We start from the raw sequence: 17,381 nt of genomic DNA, 5'->3' as shown, positions 1-17,381 counted from the left end.
CCTTCATGACAAATGCGCAATGTTCGCGCGCAACCGCCGCAGCGCTGCGGCCTTCGCCTAAAGGGAGACTCTCATGGCCGTCAAAGTCGCAATCAACGGGTTCGGACGGATCGGGCGCAACGTGCTGCGCGCGATCATCGAATCGGGTCGCACCGATATCGAGGTGGTGGCGATCAACGATCTCGGCCCGGTCGAGACGAACGCCCACCTGCTGCGCTTCGACAGCGTGCACGGCCGCTTTCCCGGCACCGTGACCACGACCGAGGACACGATCGACGCCGGTCGCGGCCCGATCCGCGTGACGGCGATCCGCAACCCCGCCGAACTGCCCTGGGGCGACATCGACATCGTCATGGAATGCACCGGCATCTTCGCCAGCAAGGACGCCTGCCATGCGCACCTGGAGAACGGGTCGAAGCGTGTCCTGATCTCGGCCCCCGGCAAGGACGCCGACGCCACGATCTGCTACGGCGTCAACCACAAGACGCTGAGCGCCGACGACATCGTCGTCTCGAACGCCTCCTGCACCACGAACTGCCTGTCGCCGGTCGCCAAGGTGCTGAACGACGCCGTGGGGATCAACAAGGGTTTCATGACCACGATCCACAGCTACACCGGCGACCAGCCGACGCTGGATACGATGCACAAGGATCTCTACCGCGCGCGCGCCGCGGCGCTGTCGATGATCCCGACCTCGACCGGTGCGGCCAAGGCCGTGGGTCTCGTGCTGCCGGAACTGGCGGGCAAGCTCGACGGCGTGGCGATCCGGGTGCCGACGCCCAACGTCTCTGTCGTGGACCTGACCTTCGAGGCCTCCCGCGAGACCACGGTCGAGAAGATCAACGACGCGATCCGTACCGCCGCAGACGGCCCGATGAAGGGCGTTCTGGCCTACACGGACCTGCCGATGGTCAGCACCGACTTCAACCACGACCCCCATTCCTCCACCTTCCACATGGACCAGACCAAGGTCATGGAAGGCACCATGGTCCGCATCCTGACCTGGTACGATAACGAATGGGGCTTCTCGAACCGGATGTCCGACGTCGCCGTCGAAATGGGCAAATACCTCTGAATCGCCTCCAACGGCGCCCACATCGAAGGCCGCCCCGCGGGGGCGGCCTTTTTCGTTGGCACAGCGCGGGCGGGTCTGGCAGGTTGTCTTCGCCATCCGTTTTCACAGGACACCTGCCATGACGACCCGACACGGGGTGATCCCCATCGCCTGCGACTTCGACCATGTCGTCGCCTTCGACATCACCCGGGACCTCGACGCGCAGGGGATGACCGAACTGGCCGAACTGCTGTCCCACGCGTTCGACCAGCACGCGGAAAAGGTGAACGTCCTGTTGCGCTTCAATGACTTCGAGCCCGACGATGCCGCGGGCGGCACCCTGTCGGGACTGGGCACCGGTCTGCGCAGCCTCACCAGCGTGACCCGCTACGCCACCATCGGCGCGCCGCGCGGGGCCGAACGGATGGTCACCTTCTTCAACCACATCATACCGGTGGAAGCCCGCACCTTCTCCCAGGCCGAAGAAGCCGAGGCCTGGGCCTTCGTCAACGCGCGCTGACGTGCCCCGGAGGCGTGGGGCTGTCGCCTTGCAGTCAGTGCAAGGCGGCCTTTCGGATTTGCGCGTTGTGCTGCACCGCAGCATTGGTAGGTAGGGGGCGAGACGATACCCACGCCCGAAAGGAGGCCGTCATGACACTTATCGAAACTCTCCGTCGCAAGATCGGCCAGCGCCGCAGCTACAATCGCACCCGCCGGGAATTGTCCCGGATGCCGCTGGACGTCGCGCTCGACCTCGACCTTGCGCGCGAAGACGCCGACAAGATCGCCCGCCAGTGCGTCTACGGCCGTTGAGGTCCAGAATGCAGAATATCGCGATCTGAAACGGCGGTCCATCGGGCCGCCGTTTTCGCGCAGGCCTGCCTCAGCCCGCCAGCCGGTCCTTCAGCGCCTTGTCCACCGCCGGCGTCACGAACTTAGATACATCCCCGCCCAGCCGCGCAATCTCCTTCACGAGCTTGCTGGCGATCGCCTGGTTCTTGGCATCGGCCATCAGGAAGACCGTCTCGACCGTGTTGTCCAAGCTGCGGTTCATGCCTACCATCTGGAATTCGTACTCGAAATCCGCCACCGCGCGCAGGCCGCGAATGATGACATTGGCGCGCACGTCGCGGGCGCATTGGATCAGCAGGTTCTCGAAGGGGTGCACGACGATCTCGGTCCCCATGGGCGCGCCGATGGGCACGACCTCTGACCGGATCATCTCGACCCGTTCATCCAGGTCGAAGAGCGGGCCCTTGTCGCGGTTGATCGCGACACCGATCACCAGGCGGTCGACCAGCGAACAGGCCCGCCGAATGATGTCGATGTGACCATGCGTGACCGGATCGAACGTCCCGGGATAAAGCCCGATCCGATGCCGGCCGCGTTCTTCGTCCATCACGTCAGTACCCTTTTATCATGCCTTCGAGGGCATCCTTTTCCATCGACAACTCCGACAGGCGCGCCTTCACGACGTCCCCGATCGAGATCAGGCCAATCATCCCCTCGCCTTCCATCACCGGCAGGTGACGAAAGCGCCCTTCGGTCATCTGCGCCAGCACGTGGTGCGCATCGTCCGATTTCACGCACGTGACGATCCGGCTGGTCATCAGTGTCGACACGGCGTTGGACAGACACTCCGCACCGGTCTTGCCGATCTCGCGCACGATGTCGCGCTCCGACAGGATCCCCGCCAGGGCACGGCCATCCTCGGACACCACGACCGTGCCGATCCGGTTCTCGGACATGATCCGGGCCGCGTCCGAGATCGCATCGCCGGGCTTGACCCAATGGATGTCCTGAGACGCTTTCGAGCCAAGTATCTGTTGCACCAACATGATTGTTCTCCCTCAACGCAAGACGATGGTTCCAGACCGCGCGCGGGCGGTCAAGCGGGATTGGCGCGCGCGGGTGGGGCGATTAAGGTGCACGGCATGAGCCCCGAAGCCACCCTGCTGATCGTCAATGCCGCCTTCCTGGGCTTTGCCTACCTTCTGGCCTACCCGCTTCTGCGGGTCCGCGATCCCTGGCGCCTGGCCTTCTACGACCTGTTCGTCACGGGCGCCGCCCTTCTCGTCGCGGGGCTGCTCTACGCGGGCAGCGGCACGCGGTTTTCGCTGATCCTCTTCGACGTCGGCTGGTTTCCCTTCGCGCTGCTGACCCTGATGCTGATGGAGATCTGGCCAATGCAGGCCTACATGCGCCGCCACGACATCCCGTGGCCCGGACGGGATCGGTCGGACGATCCCGATTGACGCTTTATCCCGGCAAATCCGCCGACTACGCTGGCGGCAGAATGAAAGGGAGAGCCCCATGCAAGACCTGACCCACTACATCGACGGTGCCCGTGTTCCCGGCAACAGCGGCCGGTTCGGCGATGTTTTCAACCCCGCCACCGGCGAGGTTCAGGCCCGCGTTCCACTCGCCGATGCCGCGGATCTCGACCGGGCCGTGCAAGTGGCGCAGGCCGCGCAACCCGCATGGGCCGCCGTGAACCCACAGCGCCGCGCACGGGTGATGATGAAGTTCGTCGACCTGCTGCACCGAGACATGGACAAGCTGGCCGAGGCCCTGAGCCGCGAGCACGGCAAGACCCTGCCCGACGCCGCCGGTGACGTGCAGCGAGGCCTGGAGGTCGTGGAATACTGCATCGGCGCGCCGCAGCTGCTGAAGGGAGAGTTCACCGACGGCGCGGGCCCCGGCATCGACATGTATTCCATGCGCCAGGCCCTGGGCGTCTGCGCCGGCATCACGCCCTTCAACTTTCCCGCCATGATCCCGATGTGGATGTTCGCCCCCGCGATCGTCTGCGGCAACGCCTTCATCCTCAAACCCTCCGAACGCGACCCGTCGGTCCCCCTGATGCTGGCCGAGCTGATGGAGGAAGCAGGCCTGCCCACGGGCATCCTGCAGGTCGTCAACGGCGACAAGGAGGCGGTGGACGCGATCCTCGACCATCCCGTGATCCAGTCAGTCGGCTTCGTCGGCTCCACGCCGATCGCGGAATACATCTACGGGCGCGGCTGCTCCAACGGCAAGCGCGTGCAGTGCTTCGGCGGGGCCAAGAACCACATGATCATCATGCCCGACGCCGACATGGACCAGGCCGCAGACGCGCTGATCGGCGCGGGCTACGGGGCCGCCGGAGAGCGCTGCATGGCGATCTCCGTCGCCGTCCCCGTGGGCGAGGAGACCGCCGACCGCCTGGTCGAGAAGCTGGTCCCGCGCATCGACAAGCTGAAGGTCGGCCCCTACACCGCCGGAAAGGACGTGGACTACGGTCCCGTCGTGACGGCAGCCGCCAAGGCCAACATCCTCAAGCTGGTCGAATCCGGCGTCGAACAAGGCGCCGAACTGGTCGTCGACGGTCGCGATTTCAACCTGCAGGGCTACGAGGACGGGTTTTTCGTGGGCCCGCATCTCTTCGACCGTGTCACGAAGGACATGGACATCTACAAACAGGAAATCTTCGGCCCCGTCCTGTCGGTCGTGCGTGCGGGCGACTACGAGGAAGCGCTCGGCCTTGCCATGGACCACGAGATGGGCAACGGCACCGCGATCTTCACCCGTGACGGTGACGCCGCCCGCGACTTCGCCGCCCGGGTCAACGTGGGCATGATCGGCGTGAACGTCCCCATCCCGGTCCCGCTGGCCTACCACACCTTCGGCGGCTGGAAGAAATCCGTCTTCGGCGACCTCAACCAGCACGGCCCCGACGCGTTCAAGTTCTACACGCGGACCAAGACCGTCACCTCGCGCTGGCCCTCGGGGATCAAGGAAGGCGGCGAGTTCAACTTCAAGCCGATGGATTGAGGGACTGCCGGTCGTCCTCGCGACGCCCGGCGTTCATCCCGTCTTTGCTTTCGCGACCACCTAGTCTCGCAAAGACGCTAAAACACGGCGTCTGACGGAAGGTGCGACACCGCAGGTCGCCTGCTTGGTCGGCAACGACTTGGCAAGGCCCCCGTGCTGCGCCCGACCTCGATGCCGCGTAGCCGCGACCCGCGGTCGGACGAATGAGGGCGGCCGCAGGTCGTGGTCGGTCTATTCTGCGGCAACCCTCTTGGGATCGAGCATCGGACGAAGATAGCGCCCGGTGTGGCTTCCTTCGACCTCGGCCACCTCTTCCGGCGTGCCTTCGGCCACGATGCGCCCGCCGCCGTCACCGCCCTCGGGGCCGATGTCGATCAGGTGGTCGGCGGTCTTGATGACGTCGAGGTTGTGCTCGATCACCACGACCGAATTGCCCTGCTCCACCAGCTCGTGCAGGACCTCCAGCAGCTTGCGTACGTCCTCGAAATGCAGGCCCGTCGTCGGCTCGTCCAGTATGTAGAGCGTGCGCCCCGTGGATTGCCGCGCCAGCTCCTTGGACAGCTTCACGCGCTGCGCCTCGCCACCCGAAAGCGTCGTTGCCTGCTGGCCAACCTTGATGTAGCCCAGGCCCACGCGCACCAGCGCATCCATCTTGGACCGGATCGAGGGAACAGCCTTGAAGAACTCCTGCGCATCTTCAACCGTCATATCAAGAACGTCCGCTATGCTCTTGCCCTTGAACTGAATTTCCAGGGTTTCACGGTTGTAGCGCGCGCCCTTGCAGGTCTCGCAGGTGACGTAGACGTCCGGCAGGAAATGCATCTCGATCTTGATGACGCCGTCGCCCTGGCAGGCCTCGCAGCGGCCCCCCTTGACGTTGAAAGAGAAGCGCCCCGGCTTGTAGCCACGCGCCTTCGCCTCCGGCAGGCCCGCGAACCAGTCGCGGATCGGTGTGAAGGCGCCGGTATAGGTGGCGGGGTTCGACCGCGGGGTGCGCCCGATGGGCCGCTGGTCGATGTCGATGACCTTGTCCAGATGTTCGAACCCGGTGATGGTCTCGCAAGGGCCGGGCACCTGCCGCGCGCCGTTCAGCTTCATCGCGGCGTTCTTGAACAGCGTCTCGATGGTCAGCGTGGACTTGCCCCCGCCCGACACCCCGGTCACGCAGACGAACTTGCCCAGCGGGAAATCCGCGGTCACGCTCTGCAGGTTGTTGCCGGTCGCCTTCTTGACGGTCAGTTTCTTGCCGTTGCCCGTGCGCCGCGTGGCGGGCACCGCGATCTCGCGTCGGCCGGCGAGGTAATCCCCGGTCATCGACTTGGGATCGTCCATGATCCCCTGCGGCGTCCCATGCGCCACCACGCTGCCGCCATGCACCCCGGCGCCCGGGCCGATGTCGAAGACGTAATCCGCCTCGCGGATCGCCTCCTCGTCGTGTTCGACGACAATCACCGTGTTGCCCTGATCGCGCAGGTTCTTGAGCGTCGTCAGCAACCGATCGTTGTCGCGCTGGTGCAACCCGATGGATGGCTCGTCGAGCACGTAGAGCACGCCCGTCAGCCCGGAACCGATCTGGCTGGCCAGCCGGATCCGCTGGCTTTCGCCGCCCGACAGGGTGCCCGCGTTGCGCGCCATCGTCAGGTAATTCAGACCGACGTTGTTGAGGAACCCCAACCGCTCGCGGATCTCCTTGAGGATGGCGCGGGCGATCTCGTTCTTCTGCTTCGACAGGCTGTCGGGCACGCCGTTGCACCATTCGAAGGCCTCGGCGATGGACATCTGCACGACCTCGCCGATGTGGCGCATGCCGATCTTCACGGCCAGTGCCTCTTCGCGCAGCCGGTAACCGTGGCAGGTGCCGCAGGGGCGGTTGTTCTGGTACTGCTCGAATTCCTCGCGGATCCAATTGCTGTCGGTCTCGCGGTAACGACGTTCCATGTTGGGGATCACGCCTTCGAACGGACGGCTGACGGTATAGACCCGTCCCCCTTCGTCGTAGCGGAACTTGATCTCTTCCTTGCCGGAACCGCGCAGGAAGACCTGCTGCACCTGCGGGTCGAGGTCCTTCCAGCGCGCGGTCTTCTTGAACCCGTAGTGCTTGGCGATCGCTTCGATCGTTTGCAGGAAATACGGCGACTTGCCCTTGCGCCAGGGCGCGATCGCACCGTCCGCGATCTTCAGCGTGACATCCGGCACCACGAGCGCTTCGTCGAAAAACAGCTCCATCCCCAGACCATCACAGCTGGGGCAGGCCCCCACCGGCGCATTGAACGAAAAAAGCCGCGGCTCGATCTCGGGGATCGTGAAACCGCTGACCGGACAGGCGAAATTTTCCGAGAATGTCGTGCGCTCGGGCTCCCCTTCGGCCGGAGCGGTCTCGAGGATGGCGATCCCCTGCGCAAGGTCGAGCGCCGTGCGGAAGCTGTCGGCCAATCGCGTCTCGAGCCCTTCCCGCACCACGATCCGGTCCACCACCACGTCGATGTCATGGCGGAACTTCTTGTCCAGCGTCGGCGGCTCGTCCAGCTCGTAGAATTGCCCGTCCACCTTCACGCGCTGGAACCCCTGCTTGCGCAGGTCGAGGAACTCCTTGCGGTACTCGCCTTTGCGGTCGCGGATGATCGGGGCCAGCAGGTAGCCGCGGGTGCCCTCCTCCATCTCCATCACGCGGTCGACCATGTCCTGCACCTGCTGCGCCTCGATCGGCATGCCGGTGGCAGGCGAATAGGGCGTGCCCGCGCGCGCGAACAGAAGACGCAGGTAGTCGTAGATCTCGGTGATCGTGCCGACCGTGGAGCGCGGGTTCTTCGAGGTCGTCTTCTGCTCGATGGAGATGGCGGGCGACAGACCGCTGATGTGATCGACGTCCGGCTTCTCCATCATGTCGAGGAACTGCCGCGCGTAGGCGGAGAGGCTTTCCACGTAGCGCCGCTGCCCTTCGGCGTAGATCGTGTCGAAGGCGAGCGACGATTTGCCAGAGCCGGACAGGCCGGTGATCACGACAAGCTGGTCGCGCGGAATGTCGACGTCGATGTTCTTGAGGTTGTGCTCGCGCGCGCCGCGCACCTCGATGTTCTTCAACTCGGCCATACCGCCCCCGAAATTGGTTCAGGGACTCAGATAGCGATCACGTCCGCAAATGCCACCCCGAAAAATGAACAAATAATGAACACGTGGTCGACCGGGCGGCCCGCCCGTCTACTGGCTGAAAATACCTCGGGGTTTGGGGCAGAGCCCCAATTTCCCCGCGGCAAATTCACTCACATGTGGATGACCTGGTCGTAGGCGTCGAGCACGCTTTCGTGCATCATTTCCGACAGGGTCGGATGCGGGAACACGGTGTTCATCAGATCCTCTTCCGTCGTCTCCAGCTGGCGGCCCACGACGTAGCCCTGGATCAGTTCGGTCACTTCCGCCCCGACCATGTGCGCGCCCAGAAGTTCGCCGGTCTTGGCGTCGAAGATCGTCTTGATCATCCCCTCCGGCTCTCCGAGCGCGATGGCCTTGCCGTTGCCGATGAAGGGGAAGCGGCCGACCTTGATGTCGTAGCCCAGCTCCTTGGCCTTGGCTTCGGTATAGCCGACGGAGGCCACCTGCGGGTAGCAATAGGTACATCCCGCGATGCTTTCCGGCTTCACGGGGTGCGGGTCCTTGCCGGCAATCAACTCGGCCACCATGACGCCTTCGTGGGACGCCTTGTGCGCAAGCCAGGGCGCGCCCGCGATGTCGCCGATGGCGTAGAGCCCCTCGACCCCGGTGCGGCAGTATTCGTCCGTCACGACATGGCTGCGGTCGATCTTCACCCCCAGGTCTTCCAGGCCGAGGTTCTCGACATTGCCGACGATCCCCACGGCGGAGATCACGGTGTCGAACTCCATCTTCTCGGTCTTGCCTTTGCTCTCGATATGGGCGGTGACCTTGTCCTTGCCGCGCTCGAGCTTCTGGACGATGGCCTTCTCCATCAGGGTCATGCCCTGCTTCTCGAACTGCTTCTTGGCAAATTTCGAGATTTCCTCGTCCTCGACGGGCAACACGCGGTCCATCACCTCGACCACCGTGGTGTCGGCGCCCATGGTGTTGAAGAAGCTCGCGAACTCGATCCCGATGGCGCCCGAGCCGATCACCAGCAGCTTTTTCGGCATCCGGTCGGCCTGCAGCGCGTGCTTGTAGCTCCAGACCCGGTCGCCGTCCGCCTCCAGCCCCGGCAGGTTGCGGGCGCGTGCGCCGGTGGCCAGCACGATGTTCTTGGCTTCGAGCTTTTCCTCGCCCTTCTCGGTCTTGACCGTCACCTTGCCCTTGGCGGTGATCCGGGCCTCGCCCATCACGGTCTTGATCTTGTTCTTCTTCATCAGGTGCCCGATGCCCGACGACAGCTGGTTGGCCACGCCGCGAGAGCGCTTGACCACCGCGGCCAGATCGAAACTGGCCTTGTCCACGCTCAGACCGAAGTCCTTGGCCCGGTGCATCAGGTGATAGACCTCCGCCGAGCGCAGCAGCGCCTTCGTCGGGATGCAGCCCCAGTTCAGGCAGATCCCGCCCATGTGCTCACGCTCGACGATGACGACCTTCTGGCCCAGCTGGGCCGCGCGAATGGCGGCGACGTAGCCCCCCGGCCCGGCCCCGATCACGATCACGTCATAGGTTTCTGCGGCCATCTGTCCGGCTCCCGATCTGCAACTTGTTCAACGTTGAACTATATGGGTCTGCCGCGCGAGGGCAAGCGGGGTCAGGCCGTTTCGGTCTGCGCCGCCTGCAAGGCCGCCCTGTAGCCGCCGGCGTCCATGAACGCCTGCTCGTCCTTCGTGGTCTGACGTCCCAACGCCTCGTTCCGGTAGGGAAAGCGGCCGAAGTCGCGAATGATCTGGCGGTGCGCACGGGCGTGGACGTGGTTGTCGCTGTCCGGCATCCTTGCGTGAAACAGTCGCACCGCGCGATCCTGATCGGTCAGGTTCTCGGAATGCATGAGCGGCAGGTAGAAGAACTGCCGCGCTGGCACGTCGATCCGCAGATCCCAGTCGCGGTCGATCGCCATCTTCGCGGCGGACCGCGCCAGCGGGTCGGACTGGAAGGCCCTGGGGTCGTTGCGGAACATGTTCCGCGGGAACTGGTCGACCAGGATGATATAGGCCAAGGCCTCGGACGGGACGGTCAGCCACAGGCCCAGACCGCCGTCGTCGGCCTCTTCCCAGCGCGCCATGAAGCGGTCGCGGATGCGGGCATCCAGCGCGTCGTCCTGCGCGTACCAGTCCGAGGGACCGCAGTCCTCCAGCCAGAAGTCGAGCACGTCCTGTGGCGTCGTCATGTCAACGTTTCCTTGATGCCTGCGCCGGTCGACTCAACCAAGTCGTGCCGGGACGCGCAACCCTCACCCGGCGCTCTATGACGCTTGTGTGACCTCTTCGCCCTCGTGTTCGGCCACTTCGTCGTTATGGGCGTAGACCTCCTGGGCGAGTTCCACGAAGACCGGGGTCGTGGCGGGCGTGACGGCCGAATAGCTGACCGGGTCGTATTCGTCCGCCGGCCGCACGCGCTGGAACATCCGCACCAGGCCGTAGGCCGCCATCGCCAGCATGAGCACGCTGAGGAACATCCAGTACCCCGCGGGCCCGAAAAGCTCGAGCGTCTGGCCCAGGATCAGCGGGCCCATGATCGCGCCCACCCCGTTGACGAACAACAGACCGCCCGAGGCCGCCGCCATGTCCTCGCGTTCGAGGTAGTCGTTGCAATAGGCGATGAGCAGCGCGTAGAGCGGGTTCGATGTCCCCCCCACCAGTGCGCCGGAGACCACGGCCAACGTGTAGGAGGCGGGGAACACCCCGGCGATCAGCGCGCCGAACCCGCCCACGATCGACACCCCGATGATCAGGATCCGACGGTCCAGCCGGTCCGACAGCCATCCGATGGGATATTGCGCCACCAGGGCCGCCGTGTAGATCGCCGAGACGAAGAGCGAGATCTGCCCGACCGTGAAGCCCGCCCGCGCGCCGTAGACCGCCGACATCCCGAACTGGGCCGAGAAGACGCCGCCGAGGATGAACATCCCCACGCTCGCCAGCGGCGAGGTCTTGATCAGCTGCGCCACCTTCATCGGCTTGGTGCGACCGAAGGCCGGCATCGGCTTGATCGACAACAGGATCGGCGCGAAGGCCAGCGACACCAGAACGCTCGGCACGATGAAGAGCACGTAGCCCGCCACGTCGCCGCGGGCAATGATGAACTGGGCGGTCACGATCCCGGCCATCTGGACGATCATGTAGATCGACAGCGCCTGGCCCCGCGTCTCGTTGGTGGAGGAATCGTTCAGCCAGCTTTCCGCCGTCACGTAGACGCCGCAGAAGCAGAACCCGATCACGACCCGGCCCAGCGTCCAGGAAATCGGGTCGGTGAGCACCGGGTATAGGATCAGCACCGCGGAGATGGTCGAGCCCAGGGCCGCGAAGACCCGCACGTGTCCGACCCTGCGGATCAGCTCCGGCACCATCTTGGAGGCGAACAGGAAGCCCATGAAGTAGCCCGACATCACGACCGAGATTTCCAATGTGGAGAATCCCTCGATCTCGCCGCGCAGACCCAGCAGCGTGCCTTGCAGGCCGTTGCCGATCATCAGCATGAACATCCCCAGGAACAGGGCCCAGCTGGAGGTCAGAACACCGAACATTTTAGTCTCCGTCAGAGCACCGAATTTCAAGCGCCCCGTCGCGCCGTCCGGCCTCCGTGTCAAGCGCTCGCGGACAGGCTTGGCGAAGTTTGGTAAAGAATATGCAAAGGCCGTCGCTCCACGACTGGCGGGTGTCGCGAACGGCCCCGCGTCCGCCTTGGGGATTGCCTGCGGGCACCACGGCTCTATCACTCGGGGAACCCAAAACAGGAGACCGCCATGATGTCCCGCGCCGCCGCCCTTGCCGCCCTGATCGCCCTGCCCTTGCCCGCGCTCGCCGCCGACGCCGATGGCGACTTCGGTGTCGACGGCATCGGGCGCGCCTCCTGCGAAGAGCTGACGACCGCCATCGCGGCCGATGAGACGGACAAGATCAACGCCTTCGGCTCCTGGACCTCCGGCTTCATCTCGGCCACCAACGCGCTGAGCGAGCAGACCTTCGACGTGACCCCCTGGCAGAGCGAGGCGCTCACCCTGAACCTGCTCAACACCTTCTGCGGCCAGAACCCCGAGACCTTGTTCGTCAATGCCGTGGGCCGCCTGATCCAGACTTTCGCCCCGGCCCGTCTGACGGAATCAAGCCAGGTGCAGGTGCTCGGCGAAGGCGAGGACAGCGTCCGGATCTACGTGACCGTGCTCGACGGCGTGCGCCGCGCCCTGACGGAGGCCGGCTACGAGGTGGCGGAGGGACCGGACGGATTGACCCAGGCCCTGACCGCCTTCCAGACCGACGAAGGCATCGAGACGACGGGCCTGCCCGACCAGCAGACCCTGCTTGAATTGTTCCTGCGCTAACCGCGGGGCAACAGCAGGGACGCATCCCCGTAAGAGAAGAAGCGGTAATCGTTCGCGATGGCGTGATCGTAGATCTGCCGGATCCGCTCCACCCCGATGAAGGCCGATACGAGCATCATCAGCGTCGACTTCGGCAGATGAAAATTCGTCATCAGCGCGTCCGCCACGTGGAACGTGAAGCCCGGCGTGATGAAGATGTCGGTCTCGCCCGTCCAGGGGCCGATTTCGCCCGCGCGGGCGGCGGTCTCGATCAGGCGCAGGGCGGTCGTGCCCACCGGGATCACGCGCCCGCCCGCCGCCTTGGTCGCGGCGATCTGGGCGGCGGCCTCGGGGGTGACCTCTCCCCATTCGGCGTGCATCCGGTGATCGGCGATATCGTCGACCTTCACCGGCAGGAAGGTGCCCGCGCCCACGTGAAGGGTGACGAAGGTCGTCTCGACCCCCTTCGCGGCCAGGGCCTGCAGCAGCTTCGCATCGAAATGCAGCGATGCGGTGGGGGCGGCCACGGCGCCGGTGGCGCGCGCCCAGGCGGTCTGGTAGTCGTCGCGGTCCGCCGCATCCGCCGGGCGAAGGGCCGCGATGTAGGGCGGCAACGGCATCTGGCCCGCACGATCGAGTGCTGCGTCGAAATCGGCACCTTGCGTGTCGAAGGCCAGATGCGCCTGACCCTCGGCCCGGCCCAGGACGCGCGCCCGCAGACCGGCCTTGAATGCGATCACCTCACCGTCGCGCACCTTCTTGAGCGGTTTGACCAGCGCCTGCCACCCCTCCGGCGTGGGGCTGAGCAAGGTCACCTCGATCCGGGCAGAGGTCGTGCCCGCCGCGCCGGTCCGGGTCCGGGTGCCCGTCAGCCGCGCGGGGATGACCTTGGTGTCGTTCAGCACGAGCCGGTCGCCGGGCTGAAGCAGGTCCACGAGATCCCGCACATGGGCGTCGCGGATCTCGTCCGGCGTGGCGACAAGGAGCTTGGCGGAGGTCCGTGGCCGCGCGGGACGCAAGGCGATCCGGTCGTCGGGCAGGTCGAAGTCGAAGTCGGAGAGTTTCAATTCGGCACCTCTGGCGGCGGGCGGCGGAAGATGTCCCGGAACATGCCCGGCGTGAAAAGCGACAGGGGGTTCACGCTGACCTGGGGCGCCGCGGCCGCCCCGGTGACGGCGAAGTTGAACCCGATCAGCCCTTCGCCCCGGCGGGTCAGGAAGCTGCCCAATCCGTTGAGGACGTAGACGGGCGAGATGACGCCCTGGAAATCCACCTGTTTCGACGCCAGCCTGTAGATCCCGTCGAGCGAGATGCCAAGCCCCGGGCCCACGGCACTCGACTGCGTCACCGTCACCGCATCGCGCGACAGGCGGAATTGCGCATCGACCTCGTCGAAGGCGATCCCCTGCCCGTCGAGCTGTTGCAGAAGTCCCACCACGCTGATCGCATCCAGCAAGGCCGCGATCCCCGGCGCGTCGCGCACCCGCAAGGACCGGATCGCGAGCGTGCCGTCGAATGCCCCTTCGCCGGGGGCCGGCAGCAGCGTCAGATCGAGCGTACCGCCCAAAGCACCCCGCAGGAACCCGCCCGCGCGCAGCACGGCACCCGCATCGTCCGCGCCGATGTGAACCGCCGTGCGCCCCCCGCTGGGAGAAACCTCGCCCTGGACCGGTGCCGCGCCGTTGAAATCGGCCTCGAACCGCCCCCTCAGCCCGCCCGTGGTGTCGAACTGGCCGGTAAAGCCGGTCAGGGCCAGCCCCTGCGCGATCTCCAGCCGGTCGAGGCGCACGTTCAGCGGACTGCCGCCGGCGCCGCCACCACCCGCGCCGCCGCCACCTAGGTCTGCCGCCGCAAGATCCAGCACCCCGCCGCCGATCCGCAGACCCAAGGGCCGTCCCGCACCGCGCCCGACGAGGGTCACCGCCCCGTCGAACCAGTTCGCGACCCGGACCCGGTCGAACGCGGCCTCCTGCAGCCCTCCGGGGCCGAGGCGCAGCGCGCCGGTCGCGCGCAAGCCCGGCGCGGTCAGGCTGAGCCGCTCGACCTGGGGGGTGGCGCCCAGGGTCGCCGTCAGCGACAGCTCGCCCCCGGCGCGCGTGGCCTTGGTCCAGCCGATCGCAGGAATCGTCATCCGCAGCCCTTCGAGGTCTGAACTGGCCTGCAATCGCGGCGGCCCGCCCGCGGGCAGATCGAGCGTCAGATTCGCCGATCCCTCCCCCTCCACCAGCCCCGGCGGCAGGGCCACGCCGAAGGTGCGCAAGGCCGCGGGCGTCACCGCGACGCGGGCCGTCACCTGCGGCCGCGCGGCGCCGGGGCCGATCCCTTGCGTATAGCGTCCACGAAGCGGAACGCCGTCCAGGCGCGCCGCCCCTTCGGCGGTCAGCCCTTGCGGGTCCACCGACAGATCCAGGGCCGAGGCCACAAGTCGTCGCCCCGGCACCAGGGTCGCGCTTTGCAGATCACTTACCTGCCCGGTCGCGCGCCAGTCCACGTCTGGACCTTTCACGCCGGGACGCAGCGGCAGGCCCACCTCGGCCGCGATGCGCGTGCGCCCGTCGGCCACGTCGACCGGCAGCTTTGTGCGGTCGATCAGTCCCAAAGGCGGTGCATTCAGCAAGGCCAGGCTCGCGGTGACGGTGCCCGCGGTCTGCAGCGACAGGTCGAGTCGCGCGGGCTTTCGCGACAGATCCGCGATCTGAAGCCGCGATCCGTCCAGGCGCACCGCCCCGCCCTGCGACGCCACCACCTGGCCCGCGTCCAGCGTCAGATCGAACCGCCCGTCGCCGAGCGCCGCGAAGCCGGCACCACCCTCGATCAGGGGAGAGCCGCGCAGGTACTGTACTTCCGCGTCCGCGAAGCCGAACGTTGCCGCAACCTCTGGCTTGCCCCCCGGACCACGGCGAAGCGCAAGCGTCAGATCCTGCGCGCGCCCGGCCTCGACATTGTTCTCGATCCAGGTGCGTGTCCCGGGACGCAGACGTTCCGGCCAAAGCCGCAGAACCGTCGCCACGTCCACCTTTGGGCTAGTCAGGTCCGCCGACAAATCCCAACCCCGCGCCGTGGCCCGTGCCCGGCCCGTGACACCGAAGGTCGCTTCGCCATCGGAGAGGCGCAACTGGCCCAGGTCGATCCGCAAGGGGTCGCGCCGGATCCGGACATCGACGTCGGCGCGGTCGAAGCGCAGCGGCTCGGGGTAGAGCGCGCCGGGCCGCACGGTCAGGTCCTGCAACGCAAGCTGGACCACCGCGCTTTCGGGCACAGGGCCGGTCGATCGATTTAGCAACACCGAACCGGACCCCGAAAGCCGGTTGCCGCCCGCGATCAGGCGCAACCTGTCCAGCCCGACCCGGTCGCTGCCGGGATCGAAATGCGCCTCTATCGTCGCCTCTTCCAATGGGACCCGGTCCTGCCCCAGGGCGACGGACCCCGCACCCGCCGCCAGTCGCAGCGCCACGGGAGCAAGCGTGGCATCGGCGCGGCGCGTGACCTCGACCCGTGCCGACATCGGGGCGTCGAGCACGCCGAGCGGGGCCAGGGCCGGCGATTGCGCGGCAATCGTCCGCGCGGGCAAGTCGGTCAGCGCGATCTCGAACCGCGCCGCGGGGATGTCGCGCGGGCTGTCGAAGGCCACGTCCAGGGCGATCGGGCCCGCCTCCTCCGCGACCGTCACGGACAGGGCCCCCGTCGTGCTTGCCTGTCCGGTGGTCAGCGCCACGGCACCGGTGCCGGTCCAGGTGCGGCCCGCACGCGCATCCGCGAACGTCAGCACGAGGTCGTCGACCGCCAGCCGTTCCAGCGCCTCCAGCGCGGGTTGGTCTCGCAGCCCGTCGATCCGCGTGACGAGCCCCCCCACACCGTCGGCAAAGAGCGGGCCCGCCGTGCCGCTGCGATCGAAGGCAAGGCGAAACCGGCCTTCCGCGTCGCGGGCCACCTGGGCCGCCAGACCCTCCAGCACGATGTCCTGCACGAGCACGCGGCGCGCGAAGACCAGCCCGCGGGGCGAGACACCGACCCGCACGGCGCGCGCATCGACCACCTGAGTGCCGTTCGCGTCACGCACGATCGTATCGCGCAGGATCAGCCAGGGATGCAGATCGCGGTCCAGCCGCAGGCTCATGCGACCGACCTCGATCGCGCCACCGGCCAAGGCTTCGGCGGCGCGCGCCTCGATCCGGTCTCGCAAGCGGTCGGGCACCTCGATCTCGCGCCCGACGAGCGGCAGCGCGAGGACGGCCAGCAGCCCCACGACGAGGCCCACGGCCCACGGCCACCGCCTGCGCTTACCCCGTTCGGTTCGTGTCATCGTTGCCTGCCTCGTCGCCCTGCCCTACCTTCCCCCGTCGGGTGCCGGAACGGAACCCTCAACCTGATGCAAGGAGCACCCCCATGACCGCCCCCCAGCCCGGAGATCTCGCCCCGCCCGTCACCCTGCCCCGCGACGGTGGCGAAACAGTCTCCCTGGCCGACTTCGCCGGGCGGAAGGTCGTGCTTTACTTCTACCCGCGTGACGACACCTCCGGGTGCACGAAGGAAGCGCTTGGGTTCACCGAAGCCGCCGAAGTCTTCGCGCAGGCCGGCACGGTGGTTCTGGGAATCTCGAAGGACAGTGTCGCCAAGCACGAGAAGTTCCGCGACAAGCACGGTCTTTCAGTAATCCTTCTGTCCGACGCGGACGGCGACGTCTGCGAGCGCTACGGCACCTGGGTCGAGAAGAGCATGTACGGCAAGACGCACATGGGGATCGAGCGTGCGACCTTCCTGATCGACGCCGAAGGCCGCATCGCGCAGGTCTGGCGCAAGGTGAAGGTGCCGGGCCATGTCGAGGCCGTGCTGGAGGCGGCCCGCACCTTAGGCTGACGATCGCCACGCTCCCGAAGGGTGACGATTCGCCCTTCGGATGGCGGAGGCGGGGGGGAGATTGTCCTATCCGCACGGCGCTTTACGCCTGTCCCCCGCAGAAGGTCGGTCCGTCATGCGGGCCTGCAAAACAACGCGAAAGCGCGGATTTCTACACGCGAATTCGGCGTAAATTCGCCAAAAGTTGGCGTGAACTTGAAATAAAGTCCCGAACCGTTGCTCCGT

Annotated in this window: 15 protein-coding genes; 7 read left to right on the top strand and 8 right to left on the bottom strand. The window is 66.5% G+C overall.

What is annotated here, in order from left to right:
* Positions 1 to 73: 73 nt before the first annotated feature.
* From gap to EU805_RS17375, 3 genes are all read left to right on the top strand, one after another.
* Entirely contained in the window at positions 74 to 1,075 is a 1,002-nt protein-coding gene (gap, locus tag EU805_RS04475) for a type I glyceraldehyde-3-phosphate dehydrogenase (RefSeq protein WP_129762769.1), read from the top strand.
* Positions 1,076 to 1,193: 118 nt separating this feature from the next.
* Positions 1,194 to 1,574: an STAS/SEC14 domain-containing protein gene (locus tag EU805_RS04470; RefSeq protein WP_129762768.1), complete on the top strand. Its 381-nt coding sequence runs from the start codon at positions 1,194 to 1,196 to the stop codon at positions 1,572 to 1,574.
* A 131-nt stretch (positions 1,575 to 1,705) separates the two neighbouring features.
* Positions 1,706 to 1,867, top strand: coding sequence for a hypothetical protein (locus EU805_RS17375; protein WP_165351886.1), 162 nt, complete (start codon positions 1,706 to 1,708; stop codon positions 1,865 to 1,867).
* 70 nt (positions 1,868 to 1,937) lie between these two features.
* Here EU805_RS17375 and coaD read toward each other — a convergent pair whose 3' ends face one another.
* Complete coding sequence (gene coaD, locus EU805_RS04465) at positions 1,938 to 2,453, bottom strand: pantetheine-phosphate adenylyltransferase (RefSeq protein WP_129763360.1); 516 nt, start codon at positions 2,451 to 2,453, stop codon at positions 1,938 to 1,940.
* 4 nt (positions 2,454 to 2,457) lie between these two features.
* Positions 2,458 to 2,892 carry a CBS domain-containing protein gene (locus EU805_RS04460; RefSeq protein ID WP_129762767.1) on the bottom strand — a complete coding sequence of 145 codons (435 nt, stop codon included), beginning with the start codon at positions 2,890 to 2,892 and terminating at the stop codon, positions 2,458 to 2,460.
* A gap of 96 nt (positions 2,893 to 2,988) precedes the next feature.
* Between EU805_RS04460 and EU805_RS04455 the strand changes: the two genes are divergently transcribed.
* Both EU805_RS04455 and EU805_RS04450 read left to right on the top strand, forming a co-directional pair.
* The gene (locus EU805_RS04455) at positions 2,989 to 3,309 is read left to right on the top strand and encodes a hypothetical protein (protein ID WP_129762766.1); all 321 of its coding nucleotides are present in this window, start codon (positions 2,989 to 2,991) and stop codon (positions 3,307 to 3,309) included.
* Positions 3,310 to 3,367: 58 nt separating this feature from the next.
* Positions 3,368 to 4,867, top strand: a complete 1,500-nt coding sequence (locus tag EU805_RS04450; RefSeq protein ID WP_129762765.1) for a CoA-acylating methylmalonate-semialdehyde dehydrogenase — start codon at positions 3,368 to 3,370, stop codon at positions 4,865 to 4,867.
* Between the two features lie 231 nt (positions 4,868 to 5,098).
* On the opposite strand, the gene uvrA is transcribed toward EU805_RS04450, so the two are convergent.
* The 4 genes from uvrA to EU805_RS04430 all read right to left on the bottom strand — a co-directional run bounded on the left by uvrA (position 5,099) and on the right by EU805_RS04430 (position 11,525).
* Positions 5,099 to 7,957 carry an excinuclease ABC subunit UvrA gene (gene uvrA, locus EU805_RS04445; protein WP_129762764.1) on the bottom strand — a complete coding sequence of 953 codons (2,859 nt, stop codon included), beginning with the start codon at positions 7,955 to 7,957 and terminating at the stop codon, positions 5,099 to 5,101.
* 170 nt (positions 7,958 to 8,127) lie between these two features.
* A complete protein-coding gene (gene lpdA, locus EU805_RS04440) occupies positions 8,128 to 9,522 on the bottom strand; it encodes a dihydrolipoyl dehydrogenase (RefSeq protein ID WP_129762763.1) in 1,395 nt (464 codons plus the stop codon).
* A gap of 71 nt (positions 9,523 to 9,593) precedes the next feature.
* Entirely contained in the window at positions 9,594 to 10,169 is a 576-nt protein-coding gene (locus EU805_RS04435; RefSeq protein ID WP_129762762.1) for a DUF924 family protein, read from the bottom strand.
* A 75-nt stretch (positions 10,170 to 10,244) separates the two neighbouring features.
* Positions 10,245 to 11,525, bottom strand: a complete 1,281-nt coding sequence (locus tag EU805_RS04430; protein WP_129762761.1) for an MFS transporter — start codon at positions 11,523 to 11,525, stop codon at positions 10,245 to 10,247.
* A 219-nt stretch (positions 11,526 to 11,744) separates the two neighbouring features.
* On the opposite strand from EU805_RS04430, the gene EU805_RS04425 reads away from it, so the two are divergent.
* Positions 11,745 to 12,320: a hypothetical protein gene (locus EU805_RS04425; protein WP_129762760.1), complete on the top strand. Its 576-nt coding sequence runs from the start codon at positions 11,745 to 11,747 to the stop codon at positions 12,318 to 12,320.
* On the opposite strand, the gene queA is transcribed toward EU805_RS04425, so the two are convergent.
* Both queA and EU805_RS04415 read right to left on the bottom strand, forming a co-directional pair.
* On the bottom strand, positions 12,317 to 13,366 hold the full coding sequence (queA, locus tag EU805_RS04420) for a tRNA preQ1(34) S-adenosylmethionine ribosyltransferase-isomerase QueA (RefSeq protein WP_129762759.1): 1,050 nt from the start codon (positions 13,364 to 13,366) through the stop codon (positions 12,317 to 12,319). The genes EU805_RS04425 and queA overlap by 4 nt on opposite strands.
* Positions 13,363 to 16,602, bottom strand: a complete 3,240-nt coding sequence (locus EU805_RS04415; protein WP_129762758.1) for a DUF3971 domain-containing protein — start codon at positions 16,600 to 16,602, stop codon at positions 13,363 to 13,365. Before EU805_RS04415 ends, queA begins: the two co-directional genes overlap by 4 nt.
* An 83-nt stretch (positions 16,603 to 16,685) precedes the next feature.
* Here EU805_RS04415 and bcp point away from each other — a divergent pair, with 83 nt between their 5' ends.
* The gene (gene bcp, locus EU805_RS04410; RefSeq protein ID WP_129762757.1) at positions 16,686 to 17,156 is read left to right on the top strand and encodes a thioredoxin-dependent thiol peroxidase; all 471 of its coding nucleotides are present in this window, start codon (positions 16,686 to 16,688) and stop codon (positions 17,154 to 17,156) included.
* Positions 17,157 to 17,381: the final 225 nt, after the last annotated feature.

Origin of the sequence: Salipiger sp. IMCC34102, assembly GCF_004145405.1 — a bacterium.
Classification (GTDB): Bacteria; Pseudomonadota; Alphaproteobacteria; order Rhodobacterales; family Rhodobacteraceae; genus Loktanella.
The sequence above is the reverse complement of the archived record's forward strand: the minus strand, read 5'-3'. Positions and strand labels throughout refer to the sequence as shown.